The sequence below is a fragment of the Acetivibrio mesophilus genome, from assembly GCF_004102745.1.
Classification (GTDB): Bacteria; Bacillota; Clostridia; order Acetivibrionales; family Acetivibrionaceae; genus Hungateiclostridium; species Hungateiclostridium mesophilum.
The window spans coordinates 469511-484350 of record NZ_RLII01000001.1 but is presented as its reverse complement, the minus strand read 5'-3'; the positions used below and the strand labels follow the sequence as shown (position 1 = coordinate 484350).

Below are 14840 nucleotides of genomic sequence, written 5' to 3'. Positions count from 1 at the left end.
AAATGGTATCAAGGGGAAAACCGCCCTTGACACCATTTCACCCGCCTGTTGAAGAATGGTTAAGGTTGGAATGATAAATATCATCAGGTTTCTTTAAAAAGTGTTGCATTTAATATTGCAATTTAAGAGAATCTTTTAAATTATTCAGATATTAATCTCAATTGGATTGCTTCGGCATCAGATCTTTATCCAAATAAATTCACTTAATAGGAATTATATAGTATAATCAATTTGTGTTGCATTACAAAAGTAGCTGCATAAATCGAATAATGTCTGGAGGAATAACAATTGAATAGGATAAAGCTGTTTTGTTTTCCCTATGCCGGCGGTTCTTCTGCTGTGTACATGGGCTGGAAGAAACATTTGAGTGATAAAATAGAACTTAGGCCGTTGGATCTTGCCGGAAGAGGTAGACGGATTAGCGAACCTTTGTACAATAGTATAGAAGAAGTCATAGAGGATATTTTCCCACAGATTAAAAACGAACTTTGCGATTCGCCTTACTCCATTTTCGGCCATAGCATGGGGGCTATTCTGGCCTATGAATTGGTAAGAAAAGCAAGAATACATAAATTACGTGAACCGGATCATGTGTTCTTCTCTGGAAGGGTTCCTCCTTTCATCTTTCCAGGAACAAAAAACCACTTACTTCCCAACAGCGAATTCATAAAACTACTTGAAGAATTTGGAGGAATGAATGAGGAAATTTTGAGCAACCAGCAACTGCTATCTCTTTTCCTGCCTATTATAAGAGCCGATTACAAGATTGTGGAACTCTACAAGCATATAGAAGATGGATTTAAGCTAGACTGCGACATAACTATACTGAACGGTAAAATGGACAGGCTTGCCAATCGTGACGATGTGAGCAAATGGAAAGAATGCACCAATAAAGCATGCACCTTCTATGAGTTTGACGGCGGACACTTTTTTATAAATGATTATAAATCGAAAATATTAGAGATAATAAATAACACACTATCATAAACGATATAACTACACCTATTCTTGGGATGGGATTTTAATAATAAACTCAGTGCCTTCACCAACAATAGAGTTCACCTTTATGTCTCCGTTGTAAAGGTTTACAATATGCTTCACTATCGAAAGTCCCAGTCCGGTACCGCCCATACCTCGGGACCTTCCCCTATCCACCCTGTAGAAGCGTTCAAATATTCTTGGTATATGACTGGAAGGAATTCCTATACCTGTATCTTTTACAGAAACAACAACCTTTCCTTCCTCCCTATACCCATCAACCGATACTGAGCCGTTTTGAAGGTTATATTTAATTCCATTATCAACCAAATTCATTATCAACTGCTTCATCCTGTTTATATTTGCCTTCATCATTACTTTATCCCTTACGTTATTATTCAGGCTAATATTTTTCTCCTTTGCAATGTTCTGCATAACTTTAAATACATCCTCCACTGTGGATCTTAAATCGAAGCTTTCTAAATTGGTATCCTTCAGTTTTGTCTCTATTTCCGACAACAGCAGAATATCATTAATCAATTCGTGAAGTCTTTCTGCTTCAATGTCAATAATTTCCAAAAACCTCTCCGCCACCACGGGATTATTGATGGAACCGTTTTTAAGTGTCTCAATGAATCCCCGGATTGATGTTATGGGTGTTTTGAGTTCGTGGGTAACATTGGAAACAAACTCAGTTCGAAGCTGCTCCAGTTTTCTTACTTTGGTTATGTCCTGAATAAATACAATGCCTCCCGAATTATCAGGACTGCTATTTTTTGGTCTTATGGGAGAAGTATTCACCCATAGCACTCGGTCATCAATTACAACCTCCGATTCAAACTGCTTGTTATTCTCAACGGCCTCTCTCAAAAGAAGGTTTATTTGATTGTTTCCGATATGTTGGGCAATATTGTCCCCCACGACTTCCGCATCGGTATCTAAATTTAGAGCGTTGAAAGCTGCGGGATTTATCAGTATCACCGTATTATCATTGTCCACTGCAATGATGCCATTTGTGATACTCTCAACAATGGACTCAAGCTCTACTTTTTTTGTATTTAAATCAAATATAGTCTTATCAAGCTTTGAAGCCATCTCATTAAAATGGACAGCAAGCTGGCCGAGCTCGTCCTTTGATTTTAATGTGATTCTCTTAGAATAGTTGCCGTTGGTTATTTCCTTCGATACCGAAATAATATTGTTTAACGGTCGTATCACCGTTGCAGCTATCCTTAATGATACAATTACTGCTATTATCAGTCCCGCAATAAAGATCAATATAGAGTAGAACCAGATCAATTTGTCAATTTTCTTCATTTGAACAAGCGGAACAGAAACCCTGATAATTACATCTAATTCCTCAACAGGAATTGCCATATAGAATAAATCTAATTTTAAAGTCCTGCTACTGCGGATGTCCCTTCCAATGCTTCCCTTAAGAGCCTCCTGAATCTCTTCTCTTCCTAAGTGGTTTTCCATTTGATTAAAATTGGCCTCCGAATCGCCCAACACTTTTCCCTCATAACTAATGAAGGTAATCCTTAGCTCCTCTCCTTGAAAGGTAGATTTTCGGTTGTGCTTCCCGGCATAATCCTTTGCGATAAAGTCATAGTCAATTTCATCATTTTTTCCTATACCCAACAAATAATATTCAATTGAAAAAACTATACTTTCCAGCTTGTTTTCTACCTCTCGAGTGTAAAACTTCTTGGAAATCTGAGGAATAAAAATAACAGTTACAAATAATATTAAAAGAATTAAAAGCAAATAATAATTAAAAATCTTCTTTTTCATAATTATTCCTGATCCTCTTTATCACTAAATCGGTAACCAATGCCCCTTACAGTCTCAATATATGCAGGATTGTTGTTATCATCCTCAATTTTTTGTCTCAAATACCTTATATGTACGTCCACGGTCCTTGTTTCTCCGAAAAAATCATAGCCCCATACTTTCTCCAGAAGCATCTCTCGGGAAAGAACCTTGCCTTTGTTTATAATCAATAGCTTCAAAAGCTCATACTCTTTAAATGTCATTTCAATTATTTGGCCATCCTTATAGACCTCACGTCTTTCAAAATCTATCGATATCTTCCCGACATTAATGGTTTTCGAAGTATTTTCAGCAGTATCTGCCTGTCTTCTGAAGACCACCTTTACCCTTGCTATAAACTCCCTGACACTAAAGGGCTTTGAAATATAGTCATCCGCGCCGAGTTCAAGACCTAAAACCCTGTCCAACTCATCATTTTTGGCAGTCAGCATAATTATGGGTATTTTCTTCAGTTCATAATTCTCCTTAATTCTCCTGCAAATTTCAAAACCATCTATACCCGGGAGCATTATGTCCAGAACAAAGAGATCCGGTCTTTTCCTTCCCACAACATCCAACATAGCCTCTCCACTTTCAAAACAGTCTACCTCATAGCCGTTCTCTTCAAGATTAAACCTGATTAATTCCTGAATATGCATTTCATCTTCCACTATGTAAATTAACTTTTTTGCCATATAGTACACTGCACCTTCCTGTATTATGTCCGCCCTGTTTACCAAAGGATTCGGTCTTAATACATCCTACCTATTCGTTTTCTTAGTTCCACTATATCATACTCCTTATATACGTTCAAACTGTCAAAGCATTCATTTCCTATAATTTTCGGAATATTAGAAGACCAATTCCCGATTCAATGACTGTAAAACATTGAGGCTACTTTACATAAGGGGGGCAAAAATACGCAGAAGGGTACCCAACAGGTTTTTGTACCACTTTGCTTTATTAATCATATCCATTGTAATTTGCGCGCACACCTCAAGAGTACTAAGAAAGTCCTCCTTTATGGCAAGCACGCTTTTGCTTTTGTATGTCCAGACGCCGCACTCAAAATGCAGATAAAAACTCCTGTAGTCCATGTTTATCGTGCCCACAACCGCATATTCATCGTCGGAAACAAACGTTTTAGAGTGGATAAATCCCGGTGTATACTCATAAATTTTTACACCGCTTTCAACCAAAAAGCGATAATTTGATCTTGTAACCGCATGGACATACCATTTATCCTCTATATGGGGGGTTATGATCCGGACATCTATTCCGGATTTAGCTGCTGATGCCAATGCTTGTGTCATTTTATAATCTATAACAAGATAGGGAGTTGTAATATAAACATACCTCTTTGCTTTGTTCAGCAAATTCAAATAGACCGTTTCACCAACAGTTTCATCATCAAAGGGGCTGTCTGAAAATGGCTGAAAATACCCATCGTGCCTTTCGTCTCCATTTGTAAGCTTATAGCGAAACTTATTGAAATCCTCGTCAATTCCTCTAAGATAATCCCACATGGACAGGAACATTACCGTCATATTCCATACTGCTTCTCCCTTTACCATTATAGCAGTGTCTTTCCAGTATCCATGCTTCTTTACTTCATTGATGTACTCATCCGCAAGGTTGATGCCACCGGTAAATCCCGTATGTCCATCAATTATTGCTATTTTTCTGTGGTCCCGATTATTTATCCTGGCAGACAATATCGGAGATACTGGGTTAAAAACGCAGCATTTAATCCCCATGCTCTCGAGCTTTTTGCTGTAATTGTAGGGTAGCAGCAAGAGACATCCCATATCATCATAAATAATCCGAACATCCACACCTTTTTTTGCTTTTGCTGCCAGTATGTCCAGTATGCTGTTCCACATAACCCCTTCCTCGATTATAAAGTACTCCATAAATATAAAATGCTCTGCTTTTTCAAGTTCCTCCTTAAGCCTCTCAAACTTTTTCTCTCCAATAGGAAGGTACTCCCCTGTAGAATTCTTGTGGGGAGGATAATAGGCTATATTTTGGATATATCTTGATTGAACAGCCGCACCATCATCATGCAACATAATTTCACTCAAAACCAGCGGCTGCGGTACCAGAGCATTTTCCACCTTAAGTCCAATGGACCTCAATTTTTTCTTTTCGTATCTACTTAGTTTTTTCCCTCCAAAAAAAATATAAAACAATCCTCCAAAAATCGGAAACAGGAGTATAGGAATAATCCATGCTATCTTGTAGGAGGGATTGCTCTTGCCGTTCACAATCCAGAATACTTCGACTACGCTTATAATCAGGCTTGCCCAATAAAAGAATACGAAATAGTCATTAAACCTTAATATTACACTTATAAGGACAACCAATTGTATCACTATTGCCAAAGATATTAGAACAACTCTATGATATAAAAATTTTATGATAGATTTCATCCTTGACCACATTCAGAATTCAGCCCCTTAATTTAACTATATTGAACAACTCCTGAGCCAATAAAATTCAAAAATATCAGTACACCGAATTTAATGCCAGCTTTTCATAATGTTTGTACAATGAATGGAACTTGCCGCTATAGTATTTCTTCCATGGCTTTTTCTTTCCGCAAAAATGAATAAATACAGTGTTATTTATTATGTAGTCCATATCACACTTGCCATTGCTTGTAATTTTATAGTAATTATAATATCTTGCATCATAATTATATATTTTCTCATCAAGACTCTTAATTTTTTGCGAATACAATGAATTAATAATATCCTGATCCGGCATAATAAGCTTGCTTCGATTGTTTTCTACAAAACCAAAAATTTCCTTTTCACTGATTGTCTCTCGCTGAAGCTTCAGATTCATAAATAGCACACCGGAATTATAGTATTCTTTAATATCATAAGCATTTAATCTTATTCTATTGATTCCTTTAATTGATATCATATTATGATATGCCGCAGCATACAAATAGTTGTCAATATCAATATCATAAAGCTTATCCACCGGATTTATAACTAAAATATCCGGGTCGAGATACAATATACGTTCCAAATCTTCCGGCAAAAACTTAAATGCAAGAAGCCGGTAGTACATTGCCTTTGTGTAGTGAAGCAGTGTCGGGGCATTTTCAAAATAGCTGTTGTCCACGTGCACAATTCTCAATTTGCTGCCTTCTGCTTCAATAAATCTGTTCAAATCCTCAAGATACTCTTCCTTTATAGCGGAGTGCATCAAATATATGCCAAACTCTTCGTTCCGATTATTAATAAAAAGTGATTTCAGCATTACTTTTAAAGGCTTTAGATAATTGGAATCCAATGTCACAAGTATGTTTTTCATTATTATCCACTCCTAGACCCAAATCTTATACGGAATTGAGAACATTTTTTATAGGCACTTATTATTAACTTAATACTTCTTTCTATTCATAATAACATATTAGGATAACTTTTTCTAAGCATATATACAAAATAAAAAACCCTGCAAAGAAACCTTCACAGGGTAAACAAAGCATTTAAATTAATTATCGCCATAAAATATATTTATGTAAAATACACTTATTACTATGTCAACTATTATTTTTTAGGAAACTCCGTAATAATTTTGAGTACATATCTATTTAAATAAGTTAAGTCAGTAGAAGTTATCTTCCCATCACCATTTATGTCTGCTGCCCACATATCATCTTCAACAGGTAGATCGTCTATTATTTTTAGAATATATCTCTTCATAAAAGTAACATCTGTTGAGTTTATTTTTTTATCACCATTCAAATCACCCACCATAGCTGTAGGAGTTGGTTCTGGAGTTGGTTCTGGAGTATTGGAATCAGGTTCGCCGTAAATGATACCTCTTCCGTTGGTAGCAATATACACGCGCCCATAAACTCTTGGATCTCCTGTTATTGCTGTATCAACAGCTCCATACCCATGTTCGTCATCGTTGATACGTACCCACGTCTTACCGGCATCGTCGGAACGGAAAAACCCTAAGACATCATCAACTTTACCGGTAATATAAACTGCCATATAATCCTGTCCCGGTGCTGCCTTTCCAAAGCCTACTACATGCGCAGTATCCACATCGGAGATTTTTTCAAATGTAGCTCCACTGTCAGTGGACTTCCACAATCCGCCCTCTCTTGCAGCAAGCCATACATGTCCTTCTTTGCCCGGTACGGCTTTAATACCATTAACTTCTTCAGGAAGCTCAGGTGCTTTTGTATCAGTAAAGGTTACTCCACCATCTGTGCTTATATAGAATTTGCCGTCATAGAAAGCGTAGAATTTTTCGCCATTCACACGGTCAGAGGCTACCCTCGTATTCATACCAAGAGGCGTACAAACTTTCCATGAGTTGCCATTATTTGTTGTAACTGCAGGGCTGGAATTCTCTGGTGTCCAGATAACTGATTTTCCATCGGCTGAAACAGCAACCGAACCGCCTCCTGCCGAGTTTGGTGCCTCACTAGGTGCTTGGAACCAATTCTTTCCGCCATCGTAGGAAAAGGAAATCTTCTTTACTTCATATGAATCACTCTTTGCAACTAATGCCATAAAATTCGGAGTAAGCTCCGCATAATCAATTCCTGTACCTGATGAATAAGAAGAAACGTGGAATTTATTTGGGCCCACATTCAAATCCTCATGAACAAAGCCGACGATATCGCCAACCGCACTCACAAGAGGTGCTCCCTCCGGAGGACTAACCAAGCCTAAAACTGCACATTCCTCAATTCCTGTAGCCTTTACTTCAATTTTAACTTTACCGCCTTTGTCCCAATCGGTAAGGTTGTCCGTACCATAGATGGTAGCACCGGTAACATACATCATACGATCAGAATTGAACGGGTCAATCTCTATATCACCTATCATCCATCCAAGCTTTGGGTTAATCTCCGGCAGAGGTTTCTCAACTCCCCAATCCAACCACGGTGCCGCAGAGATATCCTGTTCATAATGCAGTATACGTTCAGGATACATTCCCCATTCCCAAATATTCTTCCATGTTGCTCCGCCGTCAGTACTGCGGAAAATAAATTCATCCGGCCACCATGCATTCATGGAGCTTACAATTAGATTGTCAGGATTCTGTTTATCTACCGCAAGTCCTGCAAAGCAAAAACGATTGTCTGCGCTTGAATATGGCAGGGGACTGATATCCGTCCATTTTCCGGTAGATGTATTGTACTTCCAGACTTGGCCTTTTCCACCGCCGTCATAAGGTCCGCAAGTATCACCGTAGGTTATAAACAGCATCCCGTTTGATGCCAAAACCCCGTGATGGGGAAGTAATCCGGTAGGTTGTCCGGGAACAGCTTCCCAAGTGGCACCTCCGTCTGTGCTGCGGTAAATGCTCTCATTCTTGTCAGCTACACCAACATATATATTCTTAGTAGGTTTGCCGGGTGTACTGCTGCTTTTGTCAAAAGCAACCCACACCACTCCAATAATATCTTTTGTGTAATCATAGTTGGGATCATAAATATAGGTTCCGACATTAGGGAAATTTGTTACCTGAGACCAGGTCACACCGTAGTCGGTACTTCTCCACAGCCCATTTCCGCATCGAGCTCCAAAATAAAGAATACTGTTGTCATTCGGGTCAATTGCCAGACGCTCCCCCATGGATCTTCCCGGCATATTTCCTCCGAATTTAAAAGGCAGTATTGATTTTTCCCATGTTTCTCCCCTGTCATTTGAGCGTAGAATTGCACCCATATTGGGCAGCCAATCGTTGGTATACATACCTGCTGCTATGTAAACACGGTCCGGGTCTACAGGGTCCGTTGCAAGACTCTCTACTCCGTAATAGCTGTACTCATCCATTTGAAAATGGTCCAGCAGCGGAATCCAAGTCTCTGTGGAGGGATCCCAGCGATATGCTCCTCCAATATCCGCACGGGCATAAATCAAATCCTTTTCAGTCTCATTAAAAATTATGCCCGGCATAAATCCTCCGCCTCCGCCGATTACCACATTGTCCCACTTGTAAGGTACACTGCTGACAGCTTGACTGGAAATCGATGGGGCAAATATTGCAGTAACTGCAAATGCTGCTGCAAAAGCAACAGCCTTAATTTTACCCGTAAACTTTTTACTCATTAGCAAATCCTCCCTTAATAACTGATTAAAAATTCTTTCTCTCTAAAATCTGTCTGTTTCACAATTCCCTTCCGACAAAACAGCCTCCTCTCATTGTTATTAAAATGGGCGCCTCATCTATTGTAAGAATATTAAATAAGTTCTTTCTTTGTTATATAAATTCGATTCTATAGTTTCCTTTGATGTACTTGTTGTTTAACAATGTTTTATATGCAAAAAAAGAAAGATAGGAACCTAAGACCTTCTTTCTTTTTTGGATTATCTTGCAAAATATGAAAAATATATATTTTTTGTATGGATTATGCTTTTAAAAGCTCGTCAATAATTTCAGCTGCACTTCTTACTATCTCCACGCAGGGACGCTTTTTATAGTAACCTGCTGTCCTCTTCTCAGGTGTAGGTTTATCATGGACTATATCCAGCCCCAAAAGCTCTCTGCATATTATGGAACCGTTTATTTCCTTAAACTGTTCTGCCAGCTTTTGAACCAGTTTATAATGCTCTTCTTTCGCTTTCATGTCTTTCGGATCAACACAACCATACTTTAATCCCGCTATCATAAACATGGCCGAAGCAGCTCCGCAAACCTCTCTTAACCTTCCTATACCGCCTCCAAAGGGAGATGTAAGCATTAATGCAGTTTTTATGTCAATCCCAGCCTCTTCACAATATGCTCCAAGAACCGCCTGGGAGCAATTATATCCTTCTTTAAACAGCTCAACAGCCCGTTCAGATTTACTGTTCAAAAAAATCCCTCCATTTAAACCCCTATCCTACATTCTCGCATACTACTATTATACTTTCATACACATAACAATACTAGACCTCTAGACATGGATATGTCAACATATTATTCTCACTTAACAGGAAGCGATGGTATTATATTGAGTATATATCTTTTTAGCACAGAATAATCAGTTGAATTTATACGACCGTCCATGTTCAGGTCGGCTGCCTCTTTTCCCCTTTCATAGGGAAAAGAATCTATAGAACCCAGTATATATCTCTTTAGAAAAGTTAAGTCCGTCGAGTTCACACGTCCATCACCGTTTAAATCGCCATAAACAAGATTGCCCGGTGTGACTGAAGGCAAAAACGCATCCAGAGCAATCGTAGGTTTGCCGGACAAATCAAAGGCTCCCTTATTATAATACTGCCAGTTATAGCATTGAGGCTCCCAATAAAACACTCCAAGGCCTTTATTATCCGGTAGGGATTTCGTCTTTTGTATTATATCTGTAATGAAGTCTTTACAAGCTTGCGAATCCCAGTAATCCATTCCAACTTCACATATCATAACTTCTTTTCCGTATCTAGACACCATATCCTTCATATTGCTGAGGGCTTGACTTGTCAAATCAGGCCAATCGGTGGCAGTAGGATACAACGACATACCTATAACATCAAACCTTGCACCGTTGGCAGTAATGCCGTCAAATATCCATCTATACAATGCATTGTCATACCCATTGGCAATATGAACTATAACCTTGGATTGGGGACTTACTGCTTTTACAGCATCATGACCGCAGTTAATAAGCCATGCAAAATTCCTCATACTGTTTGTTGCCTTTCCATCTTCCCACAGCATACCATTATTGGTTTCATTTCCGATTTGAACCCACTCGGGAGTTATACCATTGGCTTTTAAAGTACTCATAACATCGTATGTATAGTCATATACTGCCTTCATCAACCCATTAAAATCATACCCAGCCCACACTGATGGTTTTGTTTGCTTTCCCGGGTCCGCCCATGAATCACTATAATGAAAGTCTATCATTATTCTAAATCCCATGTTTTTAGCTCTTACTGCCATCTTAACTGTCTCGTCTTTGCTGCAATAGCCATTGGGAGGATTGACCCATACCCTGAGTCTGATTGAGTCTATTCCATGATCCTTCAAAATTTGAAGACAATCCTGCTCAATGCCATTGTCACCGTAAAATTTGTAGCCATTGGCCTCCATCTCCGGCAACCAGCTTACGTCAGCTCCCTTTGCAAAAGTTACCGCCCCTTGGGCATAAGTTTTGGGAATTGAAAACAACACAACAGATAAGACCAGGATAAACATAATAATAGGTTTGATAGTTTTAATTAACATAGCGCACCCCCTAATGGCTATATTCCTTCACTCTTTTAAGACACTTTAGTCTCTAATTACTTACATTATGTATAAATACCCAAGTTTATTGTATCATATATTGTATATTTATTAATAAAAAATAATATTTTCCTTGAAAGGTCCAAATAATAGATTTATAGATGTTCCTTATGTTAGAAAAATGTATTGACTTTTAGGTACTTTAATGTTATGTTCACATTAGTTTTTATAAACCATTAGAAGGAAGGTGCTGCAATATTTACGCTCTTTTTATTGTATTAAATGAAGTTGATTATTTGGATGATATTTTAGCTGGATTTGTTGAAGTTGGAGTAAGCGGTGCCACTATTTTGCATAGTCAAGGAATGGCAAGTGCCATTATTAATGGTGAAAATAATAAAATATCTCTCTTTGGTGCTCTAAAATCACTTTTAGATAATATTCACCCATATAATAAGACTATCTTTACCGTTTTAGAAAATGAAGAATTAGTTGAAAAAGCGGTAGCAGCTGTTCAAGGCATAATAGGAAAAGTGTCCAGCCCCGGGATAGGCTTTATGTTCACTGTCCCTATTGGAAAAACGTATCCGATAGGTTTATCAGAATAAAATATAATGTATTATCTTTTTCATCATATATGTTTTATACTTCTATAACGCTGGAACTCCTCTACAATTTCGGGATGATCTTCAAAAAAGCTATTCAGATGATCAATGCTTCTTAGGGTGTCAACACTGACATTATGTTCAATGAGCTCTGTTTCTATCAAAAGATTGTCCCGGATTCCGAGACTACTTAGAAATTTTTCAATTATATTGTGTCTCTCCAAGAGAAATTCACCCAAGGTCTTTCCTTTTTCCGTAAGAGTAATAATACCATATTTCTCATACTCTACAAAACCCCTCTGCGAAAGTTTTTGAACCATTTTGGTTGCCGATGAAGGTCTTACATTCAGCATCTCTGCCAGGGTATTTATGCGCATGTATCCCTCTTTCCCTACATTTCTGAAAATCATTTCAAGATAATCTTCCATGGCCGATGTTAAAAGCTTTTTTTCCTGCTTGATGAGCTGATATCCCCTGACTGTGTGAAATTCGTTGTTTTGCACTTTTATCACCATCCTATTTAATCGGATATTTTTCCAATTAATTAATTATATTCGTAACACTATCATTTTATATTTCATATATTAGTCTTGAGAAACAAAATTTCTCTCCGCTTATTTTGATAATATAACAAATAAACATAACATATTCCGGAGGTAGTTATTATGGCTGGAGAGCAAATCACCTTAAATTCTTTACCTTTAGGGAAAAGGGCAAAAGTAAAATCCCTTACTTCAGATGGAACAATCCGCAGAAGAATGCTGGATCTCGGGCTGGTTTCAGATACTGTTGTCGAGGCTTTGCAAAAAAGTCCTTCCGGCGACCCTACCGCCTATCACATCCGTGGTGCGGTAATTGCTCTTCGTTCTGAAGAAGCAAGCAAAATCATGGTCGAAGTAAATTAGGCTAATTCAGGGAGTTCCTTCTAGTATGACAGGACTCCCCCTATGAATTTTCAGGAGGTATAAATAAATGGGGCTTACAAGTCAATCTACAGGAATAGGTGTTCTGGAGCATAAACTTAGTATCGAAAAAAGTACACCTGTCGACAGAGTCATAGCACTTGCAGGAAATCCAAACGTTGGAAAAAGCACAGTATTCAACAATCTTACGGGACTGAATCAACATACCGGAAACTGGCCGGGCAAGACCGTTACCAACGCTCAGGGAAAATATACGCATAAAGATAAAAATTTTATTATGGTTGACATTCCGGGTACATATTCCCTCATGGCAAACTCCGTAGAAGAAGAAGTAGCAAGGGACTTTGTCTGCTTTGGACAGCCTGACGCCACAGTTGTCGTAACCGATGCTACATGCCTTGAGAGAAATTTGAACCTGGTTCTTCAAACCCTTGAAATCACAAACAGAGTTGTCGTTTGCGTCAACTTAATAGACGAAGCTGCGAGAAAAAAAATTAAAATTGACTACAATAAACTTTCAAAGCTTCTGGGAGTACCCGTGATTCCGACAAATGCCCGCAGCAACAAGGGTCTTGACAAGTTGATGGATGCGGTCTACGATATTTCAAATAAAGATACATCCGCCCACCCCATCAAAATCACCTATGACGACATCGTGGAAGAAGCAATTAAAATGATTCAGCCAAAAATTGAGGAAATAATCGGAGGAAAAATTAACAGCCGATGGGTCGCACTTAAGCTTTTGGATAGTGATGATACTTTGCTGAAATCATTGAATGATTTCCTAGGATTTAACCTTTTGGATAATGTCGAGCTCGCCGGGCTTGTTGATGCAGCAAAAAAGCATCTTACCCATAACGGTATTGATTCGGACCAGCTTAGAGACAAGATTGTTACAAGGCTGGTGAAAATCGCAGAAGAGCTTAGCCTAAGTGCAATTACCTTTGAAAACAAGCAATACAACCATATAGATAGGAAAATAGACAAAATCCTGACATCAAGGGTTTTTGGAATACCGGTCATGCTTACCATGCTGGGGGTAATCTTCTGGATTACAATTACAGGAGCTAATTACCCTTCACAAATGCTTTCAACTTTCTTTTTCTGGATTGAGGACCGGCTAACCGACTTTTTTGTCTGGGTGGGTTCACCTAAATGGGTTCACGAATTATTGGTGTTAGGAATATACAGAACTGTGGCATGGGTTGTATCGGTCATGCTGCCTCCAATGGCCATATTCTTTCCGTTATTTACACTGCTTGAAGACTTGGGATATCTCCCTAGAGTAGCCTTCAATCTCGATAATTTCTTTAAAAAGGCATGCGCCCACGGCAAGCAATCTCTAACCATGTGCATGGGATTTGGCTGCAATGCCGCCGGCATTATCGGATGTAGAATAATTGACTCTCCGCGGGAAAGACTGATAGCCATAATCACCAACAATTTTGTACCTTGCAACGGTCGTTTTCCTACGCTGATTGCCATAATAACCATGTTCTTTGTAGGAAGTTTCGGAGGTTTCTCGCAGTCAGTGCTTTCAACACTTTTTTTGACTGGAGTAATTCTTTTGGGTATTGTAATGACATTGCTTATTTCAAAACTACTGTCCAAAACAATATTGAAGGGACTTCCCTCTTCCTTCGCCCTAGAGCTTCCCCCGTATCGTAAGCCTCAAGTAGGCAAAATTATTGTAAGATCAATATTTGACAGAACTCTGTTTGTGCTGGGAAGAGCTGTTTCAGTAGCTATTCCTGCGGGCCTTGTGATATGGATTATGGGAAATATTTACGTAGGAGACCTCAGTCTATTATCTCACTGCGCAGATTTTCTCGATCCCTTTGCCAGATTAATCGGTCTGGACGGCTATATTCTTATGGCTTTCATTCTCGGTTTTCCAGCGAATGAAATTGTAGTTCCGATAATTATAATGAGCTATTTGTCAAGCAAAACCATGATGGAATTTGATAACTTAAGTCAGCTGAAACAACTTCTGCTGGATAACGGGTGGACTTGGGTAACCGCACTGTGCGTCATGCTGTTCTCCCTAATGCACTGGCCTTGCAGTACCACCTGTCTGACCATAAAAAAAGAAACTCAAAGCTGGAAGTGGACTTTTATTTCATTTTTGGTTCCAACCCTGTCAGGTATTATAATTTGCTTCATAGTTGCAAATTTGGCTAGGCTCCTGGCATTGGTGTAAATTACTTAGTCTAATTTTTACACTGCAGATTCTGTGGTTATGGAAATAAATGAAAAAAGATTGCATTTTTTATCATCATGTGTTATTCTAAACTAGCTGGTTAATATATTATTGATAATGAATTGA

The 14840-nt window shown here is 38.5% G+C and carries 12 protein-coding genes; 4 read left to right on the top strand and 8 right to left on the bottom strand.

What is annotated here, in order from left to right:
- Positions 1-288 precede the first annotated feature (288 nt).
- Positions 289-987, top strand: coding sequence for a thioesterase II family protein (locus tag EFD62_RS02290; RefSeq protein ID WP_083225135.1), 699 nt, complete (start codon positions 289-291; stop codon positions 985-987).
- A 15-nt stretch (positions 988-1002) separates the two neighbouring features.
- Here the strand turns inward: EFD62_RS02290 and pnpS are convergent, their stop codons facing one another.
- The 7 genes from pnpS to EFD62_RS02250 all read right to left on the bottom strand — a co-directional run bounded on the left by pnpS (position 1003) and on the right by EFD62_RS02250 (position 10986).
- Positions 1003-2772: a two-component system histidine kinase PnpS gene (gene pnpS / locus EFD62_RS02285; protein WP_069194487.1), complete on the bottom strand. Its 1770-nt coding sequence runs from the start codon at positions 2770-2772 to the stop codon at positions 1003-1005.
- Positions 2773-2774: 2 nt separating this feature from the next.
- On the bottom strand, positions 2775-3485 hold the full coding sequence (locus EFD62_RS02280) for a response regulator transcription factor (RefSeq protein ID WP_069196309.1): 711 nt from the start codon (positions 3483-3485) through the stop codon (positions 2775-2777).
- A 204-nt stretch (positions 3486-3689) separates the two neighbouring features.
- A complete protein-coding gene (cls, locus tag EFD62_RS02270) occupies positions 3690-5222 on the bottom strand; it encodes a cardiolipin synthase (protein ID WP_069196310.1) in 1533 nt (510 codons plus the stop codon).
- A gap of 76 nt (positions 5223-5298) precedes the next feature.
- A complete protein-coding gene (locus tag EFD62_RS02265) occupies positions 5299-6117 on the bottom strand; it encodes a glycosyltransferase family 8 protein (protein ID WP_069194488.1) in 819 nt (272 codons plus the stop codon).
- Positions 6118-6353: 236 nt separating this feature from the next.
- The gene (locus EFD62_RS02260; protein ID WP_128705671.1) at positions 6354-8882 is read right to left on the bottom strand and encodes a dockerin type I domain-containing protein; all 2529 of its coding nucleotides are present in this window, start codon (positions 8880-8882) and stop codon (positions 6354-6356) included.
- A 299-nt stretch (positions 8883-9181) separates the two neighbouring features.
- A complete protein-coding gene (locus EFD62_RS02255; RefSeq protein WP_069194490.1) occupies positions 9182-9628 on the bottom strand; it encodes a C-GCAxxG-C-C family protein in 447 nt (148 codons plus the stop codon).
- 110 nt (positions 9629-9738) lie between these two features.
- Positions 9739-10986: a glycosyl hydrolase 53 family protein gene (locus EFD62_RS02250; protein ID WP_069194491.1), complete on the bottom strand. Its 1248-nt coding sequence runs from the start codon at positions 10984-10986 to the stop codon at positions 9739-9741.
- A 296-nt stretch (positions 10987-11282) separates the two neighbouring features.
- Here EFD62_RS02250 and EFD62_RS02245 point away from each other — a divergent pair, with 296 nt between their 5' ends.
- The gene (locus EFD62_RS02245; protein ID WP_235832530.1) at positions 11283-11594 is read left to right on the top strand and encodes a hypothetical protein; all 312 of its coding nucleotides are present in this window, start codon (positions 11283-11285) and stop codon (positions 11592-11594) included.
- Positions 11595-11617: 23 nt separating this feature from the next.
- On the opposite strand, the gene mntR is transcribed toward EFD62_RS02245, so the two are convergent.
- Complete coding sequence (gene mntR / locus EFD62_RS02240; RefSeq protein WP_069194493.1) at positions 11618-12094, bottom strand: transcriptional regulator MntR; 477 nt, start codon at positions 12092-12094, stop codon at positions 11618-11620.
- Between the two features lie 162 nt (positions 12095-12256).
- On the opposite strand from mntR, the gene EFD62_RS02235 reads away from it, so the two are divergent.
- Together EFD62_RS02235 and feoB are read left to right on the top strand one after the other, a co-directional pair.
- Positions 12257-12496, top strand: coding sequence for a FeoA family protein (locus EFD62_RS02235; RefSeq protein ID WP_069194494.1), 240 nt, complete (start codon positions 12257-12259; stop codon positions 12494-12496).
- A 67-nt stretch (positions 12497-12563) separates the two neighbouring features.
- Complete coding sequence (gene feoB / locus EFD62_RS02230; protein ID WP_069194495.1) at positions 12564-14714, top strand: ferrous iron transport protein B; 2151 nt, start codon at positions 12564-12566, stop codon at positions 14712-14714.
- The last annotated feature ends 126 nt before the right edge of the window (positions 14715-14840 follow it).

Excerpts from the sequence above, each read along its gene's own strand:
- EFD62_RS02235 (WP_069194494.1), top strand. The coding sequence starts at position 12,257 with ATGGCTGGAGAGCAAATCACCTTAAATTCTTTACCTTTAGGGAAAAGG.
- pnpS (WP_069194487.1), bottom strand. The coding sequence starts at position 2,772 with ATGAAAAAGAAGATTTTTAATTATTATTTGCTTTTAATTCTTTTAATA.
- cls (WP_069196310.1), bottom strand. The coding sequence starts at position 5,222 with ATGAAATCTATCATAAAATTTTTATATCATAGAGTTGTTCTAATATCT.
- EFD62_RS02250 (WP_069194491.1), bottom strand. The coding sequence starts at position 10,986 with ATGTTAATTAAAACTATCAAACCTATTATTATGTTTATCCTGGTCTTA.
- EFD62_RS02280 (WP_069196309.1), bottom strand. The coding sequence starts at position 3,485 with ATGGCAAAAAAGTTAATTTACATAGTGGAAGATGAAATGCATATTCAG.
- EFD62_RS02265 (WP_069194488.1), bottom strand. The coding sequence starts at position 6,117 with ATGAAAAACATACTTGTGACATTGGATTCCAATTATCTAAAGCCTTTA.
- feoB (WP_069194495.1), top strand. The coding sequence starts at position 12,564 with ATGGGGCTTACAAGTCAATCTACAGGAATAGGTGTTCTGGAGCATAAA.
- EFD62_RS02260 (WP_128705671.1), bottom strand. The coding sequence starts at position 8,882 with ATGAGTAAAAAGTTTACGGGTAAAATTAAGGCTGTTGCTTTTGCAGCA.